This is a genomic window from Brevibacillus sp. NPDC003359 (assembly GCF_042878995.1).
GTDB lineage: Bacteria > Bacillota > Bacilli > Brevibacillales > Brevibacillaceae > Brevibacillus.
Map to the genome: position 1 here is coordinate 1 of NZ_JBIAOR010000007.1, position 21302 is coordinate 21302.

Consider the following 21302-nt stretch of genomic DNA (forward strand, 5'->3'; position numbering starts at 1 on the left):
CCGCACTTTTTGCCTCGTTCCCATTAATCGTCACCTTGGCCATGTGATCTGCAGCAGCTGCCGAAACATTGACAGAGGCAGTGGCATTGGTCACGGTTGTCGTGTAGCTAACGGTATTGGCTGCAAATGCTGGCGTCAGCGTTCCTTGGGACAAACTGAGCGATTTTAAATCCGCAAGGGTACTGAGAGGTGCTGTTGTAGCCTTTACTTGTTGGGGTGCGGAAGCATTCCCGCTTTCGTCGAAGGCTGTTACCGTGTAATTATAAGGTGTATTCGCGGAAAGTCCTGTCTCGGTATGTGGGATTTTCCCGTTGGAAGAGTACACGGTCGCCTGAGGAGTAGGTCCCTCACCCGTAGCGGTGTTCTTCCAGGTTACCTCGTAGCGGTTTCCGCCTGCAGCTTCATATGTCCACTCCGGATTACGATTGACAACATATTTCTTTGCGCCTTCGACTTCTTGAATGTCAAAGGATACCGAGTTTTTGGTTGTATTCACTTGATCTACCACTGGATCCACAATAGCCGGTGTGGTTACCGTAAGGGCGGTAGGGGTACTTTCCCCATCTTTGCCCTTCGCGATGATTGTAAAGGAATGAGCCTTACTAGGTTTTAATCCAGAAACAACTGTGGTAAGCGCCGCTCCTGAGTAAACAGTCACACCTGTATCGGTTTTGATGATGTAATTGTCTGCGCCCGTTACTGCGTCCCATGCCAGAGTTGCGGTTGTTTGGGTCACGGCAGTTTGGCGGAAGTTGGTAACGGAACTTGAGCCATCTTGAAAATCGATGGTAAAGGCATTGGATGTAACATTGGCTGTCGCCCCTGTGATCTTCGCTTTGTCGATGGTTACCGTAGCGTTGGTTACATCATTGGCATTTGCATGTGCAGTCGCTTTGCCAGTGAAGGAAATAGTGATTTGTTTATCGCTATCTCGTGTGACAGAAATGCCGAGTCCAGCTGGTAAGTTATTTACCATGACACCTGTGCTCATATCTGCTGCAAACGTTCCATTAGTGAGAGTAACGATTTGTTTTTCCATAATACTACCATCATTTTGTTGAGCCTCTTTTATTTGAGAAGCACTCACCAGAATAGAAGTTGGTAAGGTAGTAGGTACAAAATCAGACTCACTCGGTAGTGGAACACCCGTATACTTGTCTGGACGAAGGATCATTCTTTGATATACCATGATCCGGCCGTCGTTGTTTTTATAGAGGTTTCGGACGTAATATCCTTTAGTAGGATCTAGATTGCTTAACACAGCTTGGTTATCTTGAGCTGCTTTACTCGGCGCAACTGATGTAAAATTAATACCGTTAGTTGATATTTGCCAACGAAGCATATTACCTGCTTGATGGCCATAATCGGTGATATCAGATGGATATGTGTTATTATACTTGATTACAGCACTACTTCCTGTATCGGCTAGTAAGGTCATTAGATGGTCTGCCATAGTGTTCTGGTTAGGTGGTAAATATTCCTTTCCTAGAACATGAAGTGCTGGATTACTGGACTGTCTTGCGTTTATTCCTATAATATTGCCAGTACTTGAGATATACAACTGATCGTAGTAGTTATTCTCAGCTGTATATTTCCACTCTACTTTAAATGTCTTCAAATTAATCGAAGTAATTCCGTTGACTGTTGGTACGAGTAATAGATTATTAGGTTTATCAACAATCATCTGTTTATCCCCAGAACCAGCATGTGGGAGTGGGTCAATTTGAAGACTTTCCATTGTATAATCTGGCTTTACTTTGATTATCTGGCTGTATTTTGTAGTATCTACTGAACTATGTGCGGTAACATAAACATTACCGTCTTCAGTAATTATCGGTGGCGTGGCACTTACGTCAGGATAACCATTTCTGTTATCGATGCCACTGAATAGCAGGACTTCTTTTATCAAATCCCCTGAAGGACTGTATATATTCAATGTATTGGTAACAACTTCAGGAGAACTATCGCTTGCATTTTGAGCACGTTGTGTAGTTACTCGAGTATACAAATTTTTATCAGGTCCAATAACAAAACGTGATGCATGCGCATCCGTTTTTAACCCCGTGGCAGTATGTTGTGCGATTCCTACTTGTTTGTTCATGAATTTTACCGTACCATCTGGTGAAAATCCCGCCATATAGGTTTTAGTAGGAAGGTAATCAATGTGATCATTTGAATATGCATATGATGCATAGATTGTTCCATCCGCTGCAATTGTTAGTTCATTTCTATATCTACTCGTGTCAAGACGATCGCTTTGTGTTAAAGCACGTTCCCAAATAGGTGCTCCATCGTGGCTATTGATACTAAAGACTACCGAGGGTTTCCACGCATCCCTTGGCGATGTGATACCAAATAAATTTCCATTTGGTCCTAGTTCGATCGTATCAGTATAATAATTATTCGGTCCTGTGGACTTGGACCAGTTAATAGTACCGTCACTTTTCTTTAAGGAAACAATACTATCGTAATATGAAACATACAGGTTTCCATCTTGGCCGATTAAGATAGATTTAGCTACGTTTCCTGGTCTTTCCCAAAGCACTTCACCACTCTTACTCAATGCACGGATCCCTTGAGTGACCTGATCGGTAAAAATCATACTAACGTACATTGTCCCGTTTGAATCAATTGCAATTGCTGGAACCTCTTGATTGTAATTACCATTCGCAAATGACAAACCTACTGAACCGTCAAGGGGGCGTTTAGCCGAAACTGGACTGTGCATATTCCAGTTGTTCCTGGTCGGAAGCCAAGCACCCGTGTCGTATGATGTCGAGGAATATCCTCCACCAAAAACATCTACTAATGATTGATTTAAACCTAAATTCGGATTAAACTGTGAGGTTGCTGCTACCTTAGGCGTTTGAACATATTGATTTGATAGCATGACTGATGTCATAACAGTTGTAAGTAATACCTTTGATAATAGTTTTTTCATTTTACCCAACCTTTCCCCTCCAATACAGATTTAGAAAAACACCGTTTAAAGACCAGACATTCCCCCTAAATAAAAATAGGCACAGCGAAAACTCACCTCCTCGTTACCGTCTATCGGCTAACAAAAGGATTTTGAGTTCTCACTGTGCCCTTCGCACCTATGAGATATATTGCTTTATCTTAGTATAAGTTAAAAATCAGAGAAATGGTAGACTAAAAAAGGATCGACAAGGCTATCTGCCCCTATCGATCTTAGCTGATACAATCGGAATCAGTTCTCTATTTTTGAATGGGAAAAATGATTTGGGCAACCAGTATGCATTACTGTCCTATGACGAACTAACGCCTTCCAGGAATGTGAGCAGATCTGACATACCCACCATACAGATTTATTGCTTTTAGGAGCTATTTTGTCAGGAATAAGATCACCGTTCTTCTCCCAATCCCACTCATTTACTAATTCAGGATATAATACAGATAAATTGTGCTCAATAGTAGTCCTATGAAGATTACACTGTGGACATCCTCGATTGAGCAGTGTACGGTTTGCAACATTTGAAGTCCACTCATTATTACATGTTTTGCATACCCACCAAACAGGAATATTACTGCTACCAGACGTAATCTTATTCATGTCTAGATGACTATTTTTTATAGGATGCCATTCTTTCATAAGCTCAAGGAATTCATCTTTCAGTAGCCTTCTTTTTTGCATTTTTTGACCAGTGTATTTCTGCTTCAATTCCAACTTAGCACACTCTTTACAACCTTGACCACGACTTGCTCGATGTTGTACGTTGGTTTTCCACCTGTGATTGCACCTACTACATACCCACCAAACTTTTTTTGTACTGTTTGGTTTGAGAAGATAAGGATCTAAACCATCGTTCAACTCGTAGCACCATTCTTTAAGTAGATGAGGATAAAGAATGGCAATATTGTTGTCTTTTGTAATTTTACTTATTCGACAATGCTTACATCCTGCATTAACTTGTGTTCTGTGGAGTACTTTAGTTTGCCAAACATGGCCATTTTCACATACCCACCAAACTTTTTTTGCGCTCCCTGGTGTAATCTTGTCAGGAGTAAGATTCTCATTTAATTTGGGATGCCACTCTTTTGCTATATGCGGATACATTACTGCAAGATTATAAGTAGGAGTTACTTTTCTACTCTTTATTTTCTCCATAACTTATCTGATAGCCTACCTTCATTTTTGGTTTTTACTCTAATATCGAAAATGGTGTCTATTCCTTCGTAACAACTACTAATTATTCTAAATAAAACTAATGAAAAAACACCACAAATAAATGTGGTGTTTAAAGATTACTCTTTACTACATTGACTTTAGAATAAAATAAGCTCCATTTGTCCGTCTTTAGTTTGTTGAATCTTCTTTTCCACTTCCTCAACAATGGAATCTAACCATCTATTTTCTTCCTGGTTACGTAATTGTCTTTCCTTCAAAAACTGTTGATTCTTCTTCTCTATTTCTCGGATTTTCTCCATCGTGTATGGATTGAGCTTCCCAAATGGCGGGTTGCTAACCATTACATCAAAGAAAAGTTCCCTTGATTGGGCTACTACGATTTTATATTTTTGATCGTTAGGGAGCTCAGCCCAAGGAATAAGCATGTCCGCATCATACTTAAAGATCTCACGTTTCTCTAAATCGAGAGGGTGTAATTGAATATCGATTAAGTCACCATTTTCAGCAAAGATATCTGAAGGAGCGGAAAGCTCGCCGATGAGACTGTCTCCCAAATAAATACGCGTGTTGGTGGTGAACTCAAAGTACTTATTGATCCTCATCTCTCTTTCAGAAAAATGAAGCCCAATAATAGGCACTGGTACATATAGAAGCCAAGGTAAATACAAGAATGCTTGAATCGCTGTGGCTTTACACATTAAGAGATTAATGTCATTTCCGCATAAATTATATGAGGATGTAGGGAGTAACATCGCACCAGCTCCAAGACAAGGTTCATAATGACTTAAAGTTTGATCACCGTCACTTAAAGTTATTTGATTTATTAGCAAGGTGAGATTTAGCGGTGTTGGATAATAACCTGCCAAACCACTCGCACCGTGTTCACATAAGAATTCAGATAAATAATCAGATGGAAACTGCAATAAAAGATCAAAATTGAATGTCTCGTAGAGCTGCTTCCACAATCTTTCAGGCATATCGGGTTTTTTACACCAAGCCAAACCTAATGAGAAGCCGATCCAGTCGAGGAATGCTTCCACACGTAAACCATATGCATATACATCATTCATACATCGATCTAACATTTTGCGACCATTCGTATAATCCATTTTGAGAGTCAATGTAGGTATGTGATCGTTTGGATCTAACCGGCCCTTACGGATAATATTCAGCCAATGTGCCCATCGACCCGTTACGAGTGTTTCCGTTAATAAGACTAGACCTCTAGCCCATCCAAATTGATAGGAATCTTGTATGGAAGCGGGGGGATGGGTATAGATAGGAGATGTTTTGATAATATCCATTTTTCTATACCTTGATATAAGTTCGTCTTCTCCCAATCTTTTAATAAATGCATCAGCATACTCATTTTTCTTTTCGACTTTTTTTGATGATACATCTTGCTCTATGATAAGTGCCATGAATAGTCTCTCTCCTTTTTATACATATAAAAAGAAGAGAGGAATGGTATTCCCCTCTTCTACAGACCTTTTAGTATTACAAGGTGAAATCAGATTCAGAGACCCGAATCACCTTTCCGTTTACACTGTAAACTGTCATTGCCTTATAAGTACCTTTAAGGAACTGATTTGTGTTCTTTTTAAGAATACCGACAGCTTGACCATTTACAGTTTTACTGTTAACTGAACCGACTAATTTTCCTTTGTCCGTATAGAACCGAAAGCTTATCTTCTCACCGGACACAGACGGAACAGAAGCGGTTATTTCATAATTCTTTCCTTTCACTTCTACTCTTACGTTAGCTTCTTCTCCCAAGCTTGTTACATCAAAGCTGAAATCAGATTCGATTACATCAATTGTTTTGAAACCCTTCATGTAGTTCGCTTTGACTTTGTAATTGCCACTTGGTAAGAGATGTTTACCCTTTACCACTTTCCCTAGAGACATACCATCTTCTGCTTTACCACTTGCAGATCCAACTAATGTGCCGGCTGCGTTATAGAATCGGTATACGATTCTTTCACCCCTACCAGGCTCTGGCAAGGAAGCAGTTAGAACGATGTTAGGTCCCTCTTCGCTCACGCTGACAACGCCTTTACCATTCGTATTTCCCCCAGAAGTGGGGTCACTCGGTTTGGTTATTGGTGCGTTATTAAACTCTACTGTCAGCCAAAACGTTTGTGAGAAATGGGAATTGCCAGTACGTTCGCTGATTGCTTCAGCACTGATATCATAGGTACCTTCTTTGTCAAAAGTAACCTTAGCCTCTCCGTTAACAACAGGAATTCGTTGAACCACTTTAAATCCAAGAGATTTATCTTTGACGACTACATAGTTCTCTTTTGTGTTGCTTTTTACTTTCACAAGAAGAGTTCTGTTTGATGCATCAGTGTAATCGGCATAAGTGATATCTGCTGTAGCAGTCAACTCATCTAGATCTTCTGTTGTAAGGGTAACGTAAGCAGGAATACCAGCAATGTCATTTTTGTAAGGGACGACTTCAAAAGTATAGACTGTGTACTTTCGAAGACCATCGAAGGAAAAACTGGTTCCCTTGGTTTGATAACTGGATTCTTTCTGGTTATATCGAAGTGACGTCACTTTTACATAATCAGGTGTACCGCTATCTTTCCAAGACAGTCCTACTCTTGTTTGTGTAACGTCAGCTTTTAAATCGAAAACGCCAACCTTGTTCTCGGGTTCACTATTCAACTGTCCTTTCGTATCGACTGCAAAAAGTCGTCCAGTAGTATCCATTACGAAAATGGTACCATCGCTACTCAAGATAGGTGCAGTGAGCTCGTCTTTACTCAATCCTATTTGCCACTTCAACGAGCCATCAGTAGAATTGTAAGCGAGCAAACGACCTTCCATAGAAGTAGCATATATGACTCCATTGGCGTCAATAATTACACCATTATGCAAATCGATTTCATGGTGAGTTACTGACCATTTTTCTTTGCCAGATAGGTCAAATGCCATTAGCTTCGTAGCTCCAACAATATACATTGTCTGGTCTGTTACAACAGGAGACGAGTATTCAATTTGAGCGCCAGTGCCTACAGCCCACTTTAACTCACCATTTTTTGTGATCCCAGTGGTTCGATACTTCGAGTGACCAAAGTACAGCGATCCATCGGTTCCGATAGTAGGCGCACTGAATGAAATGGCTCCTGGATTCAATTTGATCCATTGAATACTTCCATCTGCATTAATTGCATGCAGAGCTCCATTGAGGGTACCAATATAAATTGTACCGTCTTCCGCTAGGATCGGTGTTCCGTGAACTTTCCCATCTAAAGATGTAGCCCACAATTCCTCCCCTTTTGCGGAAAGAGCATGTAATTTACGATCTTCTCCTGCAACATATATGCTGCCCTGATTCCCGAGAGCAACAGAACCTTTTACCTTCCCGCTAATTTCGTAATCCCATTTCAAGGAACCTTCAGCTGTAAAGGCATATACCTTATCGTTGTCATAGGAGGTAACATAAATAGTTCCATCCGCGCCGATAACTGGGGCACCAACTGGTGTTCCATCTAATTGGGCCTCCCATTTCTTTACACCCTCTTTACTAATGGCAGCGAGGTATTTACCTGAGGTTCCTACCACATAAATGGTGCCATCAGCATCAATAGCTGGCAATGAGTGAATTTGTTCTTCGTGTACTTTATCATTCCCTAACTGGAACGACCAATTTACTGATGGTGTATCGCCGCCAGTATAAGGTGAGTTGCGGTTCCAGTTGACTCCAGCTGGATGGATTGCATCGGCCTTATATACGCCATCTACGTACCCGCTACCTGGTCTAAACTGAAGTGATTCTGCTGCGACAACTGATTGGTCAAACATCGGATGAACATTCGAAAATGCAACCCCCATTGTTAATGTTAAAACTACCATCGATTTCATTAGTTTTTTCATAAGAAAAGCCCTCCAAGTCTTGTTTTAATAAACGATGTGCAGCAAAAGATTGTAAAATTGATTTTTTCGTTTACCTCCTTTTCACGAAAAAAAGGACAAAACAAAAAAAGTCCATTTACAGCACATACATAGCCCTTTAAAAGGTTTGTATGTCCAGCAAATGGACGTTTGTTTTATCCTATCTTCCGCTAACCATGATTTTGGTTGCTATCATAAACAAAGTGAATATGCCAATATTGTACACGATAGCGGGATTGATTACTACTGTATTTTAGGTTATAACACGAACTCTTAAACTCATTCGCTCTTTATCGTTACCATGCTTCGGCAAGCTTCGGGGGAGCACTAAGCACGCTTTGATCGTTTATAACGTACAAAATATCACTTTAAATCGGAATTACTTAATCGACAACAATGGAATAATGAAATATAAAGATGCGTACGAAACGGTCATGATGAAGAAACTCGTTAGCATATTCCTCTTTCGTGTTATCCCTTCCTCATCACTAGAAGTTAAGCTCCACATAACACACAAAACTATCGCTCCCAATATATAAATACCTGTCATCAATGATATCATTTTCTCGATATCAAAGAATATCTTAGTCACATAGTAAATAAAAGCACCCATGATGGTTATTGCAATTAACCCTGCAGTTATTTCCAGTCGCAATCAATCAACTCCTTCTGTTAATAAAGATGATTATTGGTTTGTCAACCGAAGAAACCTCTAGCTTCTATAATTATTCGAGCAGCTATTCGTATTTCAATTCAACCACATGGCGGGAACCGTTCGGCAATACAAAAAGATGCTCCCCAAGTATTACGTCCCTTTCTTGGTTATGCTCGATGAAATACTCTTGAGCATGATGCCATTTATACTGAAAGCCATTTTTAGCTTTTAATTGAACAAATACTCTGGTTATCTCATTCGGCTCCCTATATGCTGTAATCGAAGCCTCATAGCCCTGTAATTCAGTGAAAAATACATAAAATGTTTTTCCTTCTGGTTCAGGCATTTGGTCCAATTTTGAGCGTTCTTCTTGTGTTAGGGTATGTATAATTCTTTCCATTGATTGAATGCCCCCATTTTTTTGATTTAATTCGTGCTGTCCTTCCACATAAGCTGTTTGACATTCATAGAAGCACGTTTATAGCCCTTAACTTCGTTTCCACATTAAAAGACATGGTTAGATTTAAGAGTCCTCGGACGCTTCTCGTTCTAACGATAGGAAGCCAAACTTTTACTATAAATTCATTCACCCATACAGCGCTGGCTACTGTATTAATGACTCTAAATATGGAGACAGCAATACGGCAATTCCAATCACAATTAATACTTGACCTTTACCACATAAAGAGCAGAATAGCCTATCTAACATCCCCTCCATATCAGGTCGTTCTTCATTACGCCCAATAAAGATTAGAACTACTCCAACCAAGATGAGAATCCCTGAAATGTATAGAATAATGCTTCACTCCTTTGTATTCAGTCAATGCGCTTACAACATTATTCTCCCACATATTAGTAAAAGAAACGCTGATCCAATGAAAGCAAGTCCAGTTTTAAACATCGCTATTGTTTCCTCTTGTTTTACAGATCGTTTACCTATAATTGCTAAAATCATGAATAATATACCTAGAAAGAATCCGAGTATGGCAGTTAATAATATTACGTCGTCCATATTCCCTACATCCTTTATTTACTGAGCATTTTATATCCAGGGATGGTCCGCGCCAAGGATACACATTAAGCAAAAATCGAACTAATCCAACTATTCATGATGATAAGACCGGATACGATGATGAGTATTGTTAAAAAGAAATCTAGGTCATCTTTAATCTCAAACATATACCCCTCCTTATTCTTAATGAGCAATGAGTATCTAGGTATACTCTACACAACATTTAAGTCGTGTCTCTATCAGCTTCAGACCTTGAAATATAAGCATCTTCTAAAAGACTGCGAGTTTTTTTCATCCAATGCTTGAGTTCCATTCATCCAATGCTTGAGTTCCAATTGCCGAATACCCCTTCCTTGCTCTTTTCCCTAACTTCTCGATAAATTGACGACCAGAGTTACCCAAAGGATAGAAAATTAGTTTGCCATTGTTTATCAAAGAATGTGCATTATACTAAGTTGTTCTAGTAAACTAGCAGAAAGGAAGAGATATAAGGCTTTTCTATTCAAAATCCCACGGACACTGCTCATTCGCATGTATAATTTTAAAAAGTACGTGGGTTATTTGTATCTCCTCCGTACTCATTCTTGCAGAATCTTTACCACGAACTAGGTAATCACTTAAATGGGCCAAAGCTAAAGCATAATTCTTATTGTAAACGGCATCACAAGCTCTAAACAAATCATGGAATTTGCTATTTCCATCGAGCTAAAATCAATCTGTTCTATTACTGATAAGGCACCTGTAACTGCTCGTCGTATATCTTCAATTGATGAGCACTCACGTATATGGTCTATCTGGTCGTTTATTTGGTTCCTTTCACACATGCCATCCCCTCTAACATTTTTCAAGATATATTTTAATGAGACATGTGAAAAATTAGCAGCACTGTAGTGAAAGTGAGCTATTTTATACGAATCGATGCTGCTTCCACTTCTGATAGCAAGATAGCCTCAAAGTCGGTATTGTTAATTAGCATTTGAATGTTATCGATATCTTGCTTTCTAACCACCAAAAACTCTTTGACAATAAAATGAATGCGTTTCTCACCAACTTGGATTGCATTCTCCAATAACTCCCTAAGATTACCTTCTGTGCGATCAGAACAAATCTTTATACTCTCAATAGCATCTCTTATTTCCTTGTTCTCTTCTATGACTCTTACCGAATAAGATTGAAACACAAATGGACTTTCCAGTATTTTCTTTAACGTTACTTCTTGGGTTTGAATCCACTCCAAATCGAATGAGAATTCTTTACCACGATGTAATTCTAGAACGCTATATAAGTCAAAATCTATATGGTAAAAAGGTTGTTTTTCACTGATCACTTAATTAACCCTCCATTTTTGAGCATTTTGAATCTAGGTGGTGCGTGCGATCGACGCGCCTCTAGATACTTGCTAGCGTATATCTTCAAAACTGTTTGGAAGATACAATAGACTTTAAAACGTACTTCCGACCGATAATCAATGAGATATCATCATTCTTCACACCCTGCGGATATAACGCGTTGGAATTTTGACCGAATAACCTTCTTCATTCGCTTCAACGATAAAATTTACCCACATACTCCAGTTGTTCAATTTTGTCCCGATAACCACTTCCTACATCTGACGATTTATACTCTGAATTAAAGGTAGTCTGCGAAAGAGCTTATTTCGTAGAGTTCAATACCTTACTGCACCATTATTTTATGAGCAGTTTCTTCATCGTTTTGATTAGCCACGACATATTCATTAACAACCCTTGCAAATTTCATTTTCAAGTTAATATAGTCCTCAACCGTTTCAACTTTCATTCTTTCAAAATCTTGCATTTTGTTTTTATATTTAAATCGTTTGCTTTCAAAAAAAGCAACTTCCTCCGGTGTTGCTTCTGTGCTAAAAAATTAATTCAGCCAATCTATTTGCATTATTCTCATATCGGCATGACATGCCAGTGTCTCAGTTCGAAAAATGTGCGTCGGTAAAAGGTTTGTCTTGGGTAAGACAAGAATAATATATTTCTGATCCCACCCTATATCTGATTTAACTATAATGTAGCACGCCCTCGGGTGCATCCAAAACTTCAGTAACATGTATTTTCCTTCTTCGATCATCATCAACTTTATAATCATGAGCCCTTTCTCTGTATTCACAATAAGCAAGGAGTTCATTACATGTCGGATAAGAAAGAAGCTAGGATGGTTGATTCAGCCGCTTGAATTCTCCAATATACTGGACAACTGACAATAATGATGTCCCAACCAATGCGATAAAGATGATCTGTTTTTCACTGGCAGGAAATGATTCAAACAAATCAAAGTTTGCAAGCATCACTAATGATATACAGGTAACCACCGAATAGCTCCATGGAATTTTTGCGTGTTTCCGTTGTGGAATGATAATTTTCTTGTTAATTGTCCCATTCCAGGAGATGACCCAAGCTACTCGTGTAACAACATAGAGGATGATTAAATTCAGTTCTCCATAAAAAGCTTGGCTCCCAATCATCCCTATATTTATAGATAGACCATCCCACATATCGATCAACGCATAATAAATCATCAATACCAGGTACATTGGAAATAAAAACGGTCGTAGCCCATACAACACATATCTCAAATACGGAAACACTTTTTTTATATTGTTCACAAGAGCTTCTCCTTTTTCAGAACCGGCAGCAATTCGCTTTTTTAGTTTTGAGCAATCTGTATCCTGGTACACAGTCCACATTGTGACTAATGAAAGATCATAACTTTAACAAGATAAGCAATCCCAAAAAAGACCATACTCCCCGTAAATAAAACACCTAATCTTTCCCTAGGATCAAGATCACGCCATTTCAACATTCTATTTACCTCCATGAACAGCCCTTTTTATCGTCAAACCATGTTTCATTGTAGTTACCGCAACTGTAAGATGTTTATGTCAGCTACACTAGGAACGTCTTGCATGTCGTATTAAATTGCTTCCCTATAACGGAAATATAGCTTCCCGCCCTCTTTCTTAACTTCGCACCAGTTATCTTCAAAATCTCGTAAAGCCTTTGCCAACGAGGCTCTCGGACTAGAATAATGGGTTTCACAATGGTCTAATATTTCCTTGAGTGTTTGCCAGTTCTTCTGCTTTTTAAGAAAATGCAAAACCCCATTCATAGTAATCCGGTATGGTGTAATATATCCCCCACACCTATGCCCCCCTTTAAGTCCGGAAGTTAAGTGGTGTTCAGTCAGGGTCTCTTTCAAATAAGGCAACGTCCTACGCATATAGCGGGAAGGCATATCTTGCCATACATTTTGATATTTATTCACCATCAAAACACCAATCCCATAATCGCTGAGAACCTAGTGTATAAAACGTCTATATTTGTTGGGCTTGTATGGTATGGCGACCCAGATATAGTTCGCATGCCCTCTCCACCGTAATGCCTGATCAATCAAATCCAATGTTAGCGATTGTTTCATTTCCACAACACCAACAACTGGCCCGCTCGTTACCACAATATCTGCCCGTCCCCCACCACGTGGACAGTAAACCTCTGGATAGACAATGAATTCCCTTTGCTCAAGCCAGTTTTTGACTGGATCATACAAGTCTGATTCATTCACAGTAACATCCCCTTCATTTTTAAGTTCAGATTATGATAAATTGGAACTCACTTGTATCCATGACCAAGTAATAACAGTTAGAGAAAGTATGATACAAAAACCGCCAATTAAGATTCGATATTTATTTTTCGTCTTAATACCAATACGTAAAAGAAGTGAACTAAAGATTATCAATAGAAGAGATGTGGTTATTATCAATAAAAAAGTTAATACCAAAATCAAATTACTCATACTCGTTAATCACCCTTCATCAACGTAATAATTCCACTTCACCAGTAGCTGGTCTTCCAAACGAATGACAATTGCAGTTTCTCGATAAGCCTCCGATCAGATTGCAGTCAATTTATGATTTCGGAGTTATATTAAAAGGTTTTTCAACATGTAAGTACAAAGAGCCTCCGTTTATTTCGATATAACCATTCTGGATAGAAATTCGTTTACTAGATTTCTTTCGTAAGACTTCGTCTATTTGTTTCTGCAACACTGTGTTCGACGTAAACGATGTTACTAGCTGCTTCGTTGTTTCAAGTGCTTTTGGAGCTCCCAGTTGCATTACGATAGACAGTTGAATTTTGCTTTTAGATATCCCCATTGTTCCTGTAACTCCTCGATCACTCGCAAACACAAGACGATTATCCTCATAGTCAATATCGAATTTTGATTGAACTAGTGTTTTTTGAAATGCGGATGGTGTGTAATCTAATAAAGCTTGAGCATCACTGCTTCCACTAAAGATTAAGGTAGTAATTAATAAAGCCTTTCCGCTTACTAAACCAGAAATTCCCCACTTTCGAATTTTTCTCTTTACCTTTTTCATTAGTAATCTGACTGACATAATTATTAATATCAGGCTAAGTGCAATACACGAGTAGGTAATTATCGTCGATTCAAGCGGCATTATGCTTCCTCCTAAAAATATGCTTTTTAAGTTAACTGTATCTCAGATGGTAGAGTTTTCAACTTTTCTACCAAACGACGAAAAACCCCAAACTTATCCCGTTTTAAGGGAATAAGCTTGGGGTTTTCCCACGCTCGATAGATTAGCTATGTATGGATCTATTATATCACATTTTGGAAATCTATTATTGGTAATGCCAAAATCTGTGGAGCTACAGATTTTGGTAGCGGGATAGCTGTTGGATATAAAAAAACACTCTAGAATCCGAAAAGTCTAAATAAACCTACGGTAACTGATCCAATAAACGGAATCATTGCAGTATAGAGCCATATAGAAGTCCTATATAGGTGAACTTCGTTCTTTTGATAATATCCATGTACTTTAAAATATTCGAGTCCCCATACAGTCGCATATAGTAAAAAGGAACCAATGAAGGAGATGAACCACAACGTTTCCCAGTCCATTAACTACATCCTCCTATTTTGCACCCTGTATTTTCATAACGGGCGATTTGTCTCCTGGTTGTAAATTAACAACCCAAGCCTTCATCAATCTTTTCGATTGCTTTGCGGGTTTGTAATTGCATGACTTTAAACAAACTATATACTTGTTCAAAATCATCATCATTAATAGCTGATTGCATTTCTTTCGCATACCCTTCAAGTTGTTGAGCTAGTAATAGTAGATCCGATTTTTCCATGTTAAACCCCCAGCTTTATAGTTTCGTTGTACAGAATGTATCATATCTAAGAATAACAGTCATTATGTGTCCAAATCATCTTGTACTCCATATTACAAAGTAGGCTAACAAAAGACAAATTAACGAAATTATATAGCTTGAGGTATCATCACCATTAAAAAAGTGTGTTGCGACTATATTTAAAACACAAATGAAGCTTACAATCCAGGACACGTTTCTAATCATAGGGATGTATCTACTCATATAGCCTCCTATTTCTTGCGTTACTCTCCTCTTACAGCACTTTTAACAATAGATTTCCATCCCAAAATACCTATTACACTTGCAAGAATGATGCAAAAGGAAACCAGTAAAATTGGATACGGTAACAAAAACCATAGCATAATCCCAGTCAATAAAAAAATAACAACCGTCAATAAAGTTAATATAATCAACCTTTTAAACACTTAGTTTCCTCCATATCATTGGACAATAAAATCAAACACCTATTTTTGATACCCTTCACTTTTACGAGAAGATTTATGCGAAGTTTTCCAATAGAAAAGAGGTTAAGAAAACAAGGAACGTCAATCCCAGTCCTACCTTGCAAATAACTTCTATACGCGCTCTCTTTTTCTCTAACACAACCGGTTGAAATAGTGTGTATAGTATGAGTAACCAAATTACAAGTAAAATGATTCCAACGAGCATCAAAGAATACATTGGTAACAAAGGGTACTTACCTATAATTACGAGAAACTCAATTAAAACTGAGAGTAAAAAGAACAGAACAACAGGTAACGAGGTGAAAATATTACGATACTGATTCAATACCTTTGCCTCCTTAATTAGATTTAATTACTATTCTCACGTTTATGTATCTCTCCGAACTAGCCGGTGCCCTATGCAATGGATTGAAAGGCTCTCATTAGCTTTTTGGACGAGTCCACTTACTTGTTCCTTAGTTAAGCAAAAAACCCCTATACACTGGCTCCTAGGCCGCGTACAGGGGTTCTCCCATGTAGCAACAATTTATATGGTAACACAAGAACTTTCTGCTAACTACTATTCTACAAATGTGATTTGAGAGATTATCTCGTTAAAAGACAAGATAATTTCAGTAACCGATCTCATAATCTTGTTGTGTTTGATTAATGATTCTCAGCAACATATAGTATTCGCCGCTTTGTTCGTTTGCATCATTCAATTCACTTTGTATCCGCTCAAAGTCATCTTGGATCGCTTTATATTCTGCTTGGAGTTTAAGAAACTGCTCTTCTAGAACTCTAACTTTTTGAGACTGATTTGCTGATCTTCTTAGAATGTCTACTACTTCACGCAACGATTCATCTTTTGAATCTATAATGACTGTATGAGCTGCAGCATTTGGAACATTAACTGCTCTTAATTTTGAGTGCCTATAAAGACGCTTAGCTTCTTGGAGTTCTTGTCCGTATTTTTTACGAAGGGTGTTATTCCATCGAAATCCGCAGGCCGCTGCTGTTCTACCAAGTTTGATACCAATTTCCTCAAATGCACGTAATTGTGTACTTCCTTTCTGGATGTAAGCTAATAATGTATTTGCTAGCAGATCATCTTCCTCTAATGTCCAAGCATCTTGTCGAGTATTCGTCAACATCTCTATTCCTCCTAGTTCTGAACGTATTCTTCTTCGTAGTCAGATACTTTACTACAAGAATATGTCCTCTTCTTCGGAAAATAGACCCTTTCTTCATCTTTCCGTTTAATTTTGCTGCAATTTCTTCTTCATATGATCCGGAATATCTTTCTCACACCAAGGTACAGGAACCTTCAGCTGAACTAGTAATTCTTCGTCCCTTTCAGATAAGGGAGCTTGACACTTTTTACACACTCTCAATGCTTTGCCCATAGAACTTTGATCTGGTTGTATGGGTACGTCCAATATCCCAGGATTGTTTTTCCAATCTCTAAATGGAGCTAAGTCTACCCATCCCATTTCTAAGAAATCACAAGCATTTCGTAAAGCATCGCTTGCAGCTGAACGAAATGCATTTTCATAGTTATAATACATCCCATTTGACTCTCTCTTTTCCAAACGATGCCAGCCTTGTCCCTCTGCTTCACGATGTAAGATTCGTAAAACTCCATTGACTTCAGCAAAATTACTGCATGAACTGATCCGTTGGCTTGTTATTCTCCAAGACCAAACGGGGCCTGCAACATCATTAAGTCTCTTTACATATACCTTTGCATGTATATATGCTTTCTTTTTTGCTTCATCTTTAAATTGAATGGATCCAGGAGGAAAAGGAGCAATAAGCTGGGTATGTATCTTGGTCCATAATTCATCGAGCTCATTGTAAGCTAAATGTTCAAACAAAGAAAACGCCTCCTCCGTTCAACAAGTATCTATTTGTATTATATAAGGGAAATAAAAAAGCGGGCAAATAAAAACCCTCCATTTAATATGGAGGGTTGAAGTACACTAGATTGAGTTTGCTATTTTTCTTAAAAGTTCTCGTTTAAAAAATGGAATTTCAATTATGGCTTGATTGAAAAGTAATTCTCCCTTGTCTGTCCAAATTTGAATACTTTGGTAAAAGTGCCTTACAACAAGGCAATTTCCGTCAAAGCTTTTCATACCCGTCAAATTAGCTTCTATTACGCCGTCACATCTTCATAGGTGATCTACCCGCGCTTCACACCATACAACAAAGCAGCAATACGTTTCTGCTGTACTTTTCCACGATTCATCTAAACCAACCGATCTATCCTTGCTCGGTGCTCCTGGAGCATGCTATTCGCCTCCCGATTAATCACATTGAGCATTTTGTTTATTTCGTATCTTTACACATCGGAACACCTTTAGAATTTAATCTAGGTGTATAAGGTGTAGAGTTGTTTAAAGCAATATACTGGCAACCCGTTTCCGCATCTGTTAATATCCAACCACCTGCACCACCACCAAGATACTCCGTCGTAAATTTACCATCATGAGGAGATTGCTTACGAGAATCAACAATAGTCTGTTCGGCTTTTTCCATCTCTTTCATAGCACCCTCAAACGGGCTACAACCCGCGCTAACAAAAGCAATTAAAGATACAATAATAAGTTTCTTCATTCTCACCCCACCTTTACATACTGAGCAAAGTGTTAACTGGTATTTCTATTAAAATTCGAACTCCACAGCTTTACTTTCTAATAGTTTTTTGTGAATTTCAGCGGTTAACCCTTTATATTCACCATTTTCACACATAAGGAGCATGGCCGATCCCATAATTCTGTGTTCCATTTCTTCGGTTCGAAGACTACTTTTTGTCATGTTTCTTATTTTTACTGTGAGTTGTAGGTATCCTTCGTTTCGCCAAATAACTTTGACATTATGAAATGGTTCTGGAAGATCAAGAATCGCAAATCTCCCTTTGTTTACGTCATCAATAAATTGTTTAAAAGCATCCTTCCGAAAATAAACCCAGATAAAATTGTTATTATCTTTTTTGGTAATTGCGACTGCAATTTCTTCCATGTTTCCTCCAATGTCATTCAGATTGAACTTTTTGAGCATTCTGTATCCAGGCACACAGTACACATTGTGTAAATTTACTTCTTCTCGTAATAACTAAAATCCTCAGCAATCCTTGACCATACCCACTCGGTATATTCTTTTTCGATCTCTTCCACAGTTGCGTCATGTTCAAATTCAAATTCTTCTTCAACGATGTCATTCGAATTTCCAGATACCCTATGTTGAAATACAACTGTTTTCTTGTTGCTATGCATGTTCCCATTCATCCTCCTTGTCATAATGAGCATTAAGTTACTCTGAAACCCAAGGTGCATCCATCTACACTATTCGAGTAACTTACATATCCGCTTTCCGCATCTTCCCCATCTGTTTCCCAATCAAGAATTTCATTTAATTGCTCTCGATACATTTCAAAGAATAAATGCACAGCTTGCTCAAAAGAATCAGCTTCGATAATAGGCGTACCCTTAGTCCACTCATACTCTCCAGAACCAAAACGCTCCGATTCCATGCTTTCGTTATGTTCAAGTTCAAAGAAATACCTCATGCATTTTCACTCCTTTACAAAATGAGCAATGTGTATCCAGATGATCGATGCTCGCCGCTAAATACGATTACATAGTAAGTTAATTTTTGGTTAATGAAACGGCACAACTAGCACAAAAGAATCCGTACTGTTTACGACCACTTTTCGTAAAAAAGCTATGTTCTTGATGATGCCCACGAACTCCACAACCGAACATTTGAGCCCCTTGCCAATCTCTTTGACCGCATTCACACTCTTTCTGCTGTCCTCCTTCTTTAAGATCCACTGAAAAAATTCCCTCACGATTTATCTCCATATCATTCGTTCCCTTCTTTTTTCACTAATTGGCATCGTGTTAAATGCGCTGATCTCTCAATGTTCCCCTCACCATATTTACTTGTTTAGCTCTTTTCTATAGCGCAATACCATCTCATACAATAGATGCTCACTCATTAACTGAATCATATAATTCATACCGTTTTCTTCACAAAATTCATTGTGTAGATTTCTCAACACACCATCTTGTAGAAAACCAGTTTTTCTCCACTCTTCATTCTCCAAAAATGCTTGTTCCATTTGCTCATCGGTCAACTCAGTAAACATTTGATTGATTGTTTTCTTCATCCAAATCTCTCCTTATGAAATATGAGTTCACACTTTCTAAGTCAGAAAGCCAATTTTTATATAAAGAGCATTTTGTTAAACCTCGCATTTACTGCACACAACATCTCTGTTCGGATCGGTTTGGTAATATTCTTCAAGTCCCATGCAAACAATGACTTCTCTACAGCACTGACAAATCAGAGTTACCTTTGCACCTTCTATTTTTACTTTTGCCAAGACGTCCACCACACTTTCCACAATAATTCTATTGAGTTAAATACCCGTTCAGATGCTCTAATCTTCTTACTCCAACTCTAGTTCTCTTTTATCTGCAACGCTGAACAACTTGTACTTTTGTGTAAAGGTCCCAGTTGAGATTAACAAATCCAAGCTGCCTCACATTTTATTTTCAAAATACTCGTGAACATTGTCGATTCCTGTTTCTTCATCGATCCAAGAAACCCATTCCTGATCGCCATCATCCCATTGTTCAACAACAGTCGCATTTGCAAAATCTGGCTTAATCCTATTTTCATACTGAAACAAATCGTAGTTAGCTAATGTATCATATAGGAGCTTTGCTTCCTCAAGACTCTTAACCTCAACAATAAAGGGTTCGCATGGGACTTGTGGAAAATGTAACACTCTAATTTTTTTCATTGTAATTCCTCACTTTTAAGAAATAGATTCAGTGTGCTTATTACACATTATTTGGTATATGGAGCTAACACGAAGTAATAACTAATCCTTTATATACACCTTCGAGCGGCTCTGCATCTAATCCGGATGGTTTTGCAAAGAATTTGCCATCTTCCTCAATGATTTCAATATCATCAACGTGATTAATTTGGTCTTCGCATTTCATGCTTACACAGAGCTCTCTTCCAAAAATATCCTTGAAACCAGTTGTCATCATGACTTTTCATTCTTATATAATTGAACTTTTTTGATCATTGCACACATTAACTATGAGTTAGTTTCGATTAATTTCATCTGGCATAGCTAAAAGAATTTTCTCAAACGGAATATGACTGACTTGCCCAAATTTCCAAAAACCATCAGACGCGTTGCTAATAAACGAATACTGAGCAACTTTTAAGTCTTCTGTAATCTCGATTGTCCCAGTGATACCATCGTAATCAGTATCATCATCTTCACCAATTTCTTCAAGAAGAGCTAGTAACTTTTCGATTAAAATTGGATCCAAGATTTTTTTAGTATAAAAAACTGGAGTATCCTCTTGATCAACATAGATTGTTCTCAGAAATCCCTTATCTAATAATGTTTTATACATACATCTTCCCCCGTTCATAAGTCTGATCTTCTTGCTCCGATTCTAATTAGCTATGAAATGCTGATTTTTTCTAACCTTTCTAACATCTCAGATAGGCCTTCATGTATGGTTTTGAATTCTATAATACTTTGTTTATGTGAGGTATTGTTTGGGTTTTGTTCATGTGCAATCTCCGCAAGCATTAATTGCTTATTAGCTTCGGCTACAGCCCACTTTATAGAATTAAGTTGTTTTTCAGTCGTTTCAATCTGTTTATTTTCTGTCTGCAACTTTTCGACGTGACAATCTGCGCAATATACATGTACCGTTTTTCCATGTTTACAATGACTCATAATTATTCCTCCATCATCTACATTCATTTATGTTGTCATATAAATTAAGTAAGTTTTGCTTCATCGGTTCTGTCACCCATCCCTGGTCCTAACTCTGATCGAGACTGGAGCGGGTATTCTGTAGCTTCAATTACTAGATCGGCCATTTGCTGT

The 21302-nt window shown here is 38.2% G+C and carries 22 protein-coding genes; all 22 read right to left on the reverse strand.

Annotated features, from left to right (window positions below; all coding sequences use genetic code 11):
• Positions 1 to 2941: cadherin-like beta sandwich domain-containing protein (locus tag ACFYU8_RS17660; RefSeq protein WP_391365907.1), on the reverse strand; the 2941-nt coding region annotated here is incomplete at its 3' end.
• Between the two features lie 270 nt (positions 2942 to 3211).
• Entirely contained in the window at positions 3212 to 4129 is a 918-nt protein-coding gene (locus tag ACFYU8_RS17665; RefSeq protein WP_390301643.1) for a zinc-ribbon domain-containing protein, read from the reverse strand.
• Between the two features lie 158 nt (positions 4130 to 4287).
• Complete coding sequence (locus tag ACFYU8_RS17670) at positions 4288 to 5571, reverse strand: hypothetical protein (RefSeq protein ID WP_390301640.1); 1284 nt, start codon at positions 5569 to 5571, stop codon at positions 4288 to 4290.
• 76 nt (positions 5572 to 5647) lie between these two features.
• Positions 5648 to 8035, reverse strand: a complete 2388-nt coding sequence (locus tag ACFYU8_RS17675) for an outer membrane protein assembly factor BamB family protein (RefSeq protein WP_390301637.1) — start codon at positions 8033 to 8035, stop codon at positions 5648 to 5650.
• 755 nt (positions 8036 to 8790) lie between these two features.
• A complete protein-coding gene (locus tag ACFYU8_RS17680) occupies positions 8791 to 9108 on the reverse strand; it encodes a hypothetical protein (protein WP_390301635.1) in 318 nt (105 codons plus the stop codon).
• A gap of 1513 nt (positions 9109 to 10621) precedes the next feature.
• On the reverse strand, positions 10622 to 11047 hold the full coding sequence (locus ACFYU8_RS17685; protein ID WP_390301632.1) for a hypothetical protein: 426 nt from the start codon (positions 11045 to 11047) through the stop codon (positions 10622 to 10624).
• A gap of 849 nt (positions 11048 to 11896) precedes the next feature.
• On the reverse strand, positions 11897 to 12352 hold the full coding sequence (locus ACFYU8_RS17690; RefSeq protein WP_390301629.1) for a hypothetical protein: 456 nt from the start codon (positions 12350 to 12352) through the stop codon (positions 11897 to 11899).
• A gap of 692 nt (positions 12353 to 13044) precedes the next feature.
• Positions 13045 to 13308 (reverse strand): hypothetical protein, encoded by a 264-nt coding sequence (locus ACFYU8_RS17695; RefSeq protein WP_390301626.1) that lies wholly within the window; start codon positions 13306 to 13308, stop codon positions 13045 to 13047.
• A 343-nt stretch (positions 13309 to 13651) separates the two neighbouring features.
• A complete protein-coding gene (locus ACFYU8_RS17700) occupies positions 13652 to 14206 on the reverse strand; it encodes a hypothetical protein (RefSeq protein ID WP_390301623.1) in 555 nt (184 codons plus the stop codon).
• Between the two features lie 529 nt (positions 14207 to 14735).
• A complete protein-coding gene (locus ACFYU8_RS17705) occupies positions 14736 to 14906 on the reverse strand; it encodes a hypothetical protein (RefSeq protein ID WP_390301620.1) in 171 nt (56 codons plus the stop codon).
• A gap of 1096 nt (positions 14907 to 16002) precedes the next feature.
• Positions 16003 to 16521: an RsfA family transcriptional regulator gene (locus tag ACFYU8_RS17710; RefSeq protein WP_483862292.1), complete on the reverse strand. Its 519-nt coding sequence runs from the start codon at positions 16519 to 16521 to the stop codon at positions 16003 to 16005.
• 108 nt (positions 16522 to 16629) lie between these two features.
• Entirely contained in the window at positions 16630 to 17247 is a 618-nt protein-coding gene (locus ACFYU8_RS17715; protein ID WP_390301613.1) for a hypothetical protein, read from the reverse strand.
• Between the two features lie 454 nt (positions 17248 to 17701).
• Positions 17702 to 17989, reverse strand: coding sequence for a hypothetical protein (locus ACFYU8_RS17720; protein ID WP_390301610.1), 288 nt, complete (start codon positions 17987 to 17989; stop codon positions 17702 to 17704).
• 48 nt (positions 17990 to 18037) lie between these two features.
• Complete coding sequence (locus ACFYU8_RS17725; protein ID WP_390301607.1) at positions 18038 to 18394, reverse strand: hypothetical protein; 357 nt, start codon at positions 18392 to 18394, stop codon at positions 18038 to 18040.
• Positions 18395 to 18468: 74 nt separating this feature from the next.
• On the reverse strand, positions 18469 to 18648 hold the full coding sequence (locus ACFYU8_RS17730) for a hypothetical protein (protein WP_390301604.1): 180 nt from the start codon (positions 18646 to 18648) through the stop codon (positions 18469 to 18471).
• Between the two features lie 32 nt (positions 18649 to 18680).
• On the reverse strand, positions 18681 to 18941 hold the full coding sequence (locus ACFYU8_RS17735) for a hypothetical protein (protein WP_390301601.1): 261 nt from the start codon (positions 18939 to 18941) through the stop codon (positions 18681 to 18683).
• Positions 18942 to 19020: 79 nt separating this feature from the next.
• Positions 19021 to 19236 (reverse strand): hypothetical protein, encoded by a 216-nt coding sequence (locus tag ACFYU8_RS17740; protein ID WP_390301598.1) that lies wholly within the window; start codon positions 19234 to 19236, stop codon positions 19021 to 19023.
• Positions 19237 to 19313: 77 nt separating this feature from the next.
• Positions 19314 to 19544: a hypothetical protein gene (locus tag ACFYU8_RS17745; protein WP_390301595.1), complete on the reverse strand. Its 231-nt coding sequence runs from the start codon at positions 19542 to 19544 to the stop codon at positions 19314 to 19316.
• A 375-nt stretch (positions 19545 to 19919) separates the two neighbouring features.
• Positions 19920 to 20183, reverse strand: coding sequence for a hypothetical protein (locus tag ACFYU8_RS17750; protein ID WP_390301592.1), 264 nt, complete (start codon positions 20181 to 20183; stop codon positions 19920 to 19922).
• Positions 20184 to 20247: 64 nt separating this feature from the next.
• Entirely contained in the window at positions 20248 to 20439 is a 192-nt protein-coding gene (locus ACFYU8_RS17755; RefSeq protein WP_390301589.1) for a hypothetical protein, read from the reverse strand.
• 57 nt (positions 20440 to 20496) lie between these two features.
• On the reverse strand, positions 20497 to 20817 hold the full coding sequence (locus ACFYU8_RS17760) for a hypothetical protein (protein WP_390301585.1): 321 nt from the start codon (positions 20815 to 20817) through the stop codon (positions 20497 to 20499).
• A gap of 50 nt (positions 20818 to 20867) precedes the next feature.
• Entirely contained in the window at positions 20868 to 21149 is a 282-nt protein-coding gene (locus ACFYU8_RS17765; RefSeq protein ID WP_390301582.1) for an RING finger protein, read from the reverse strand.
• Positions 21150 to 21302: the final 153 nt, after the last annotated feature.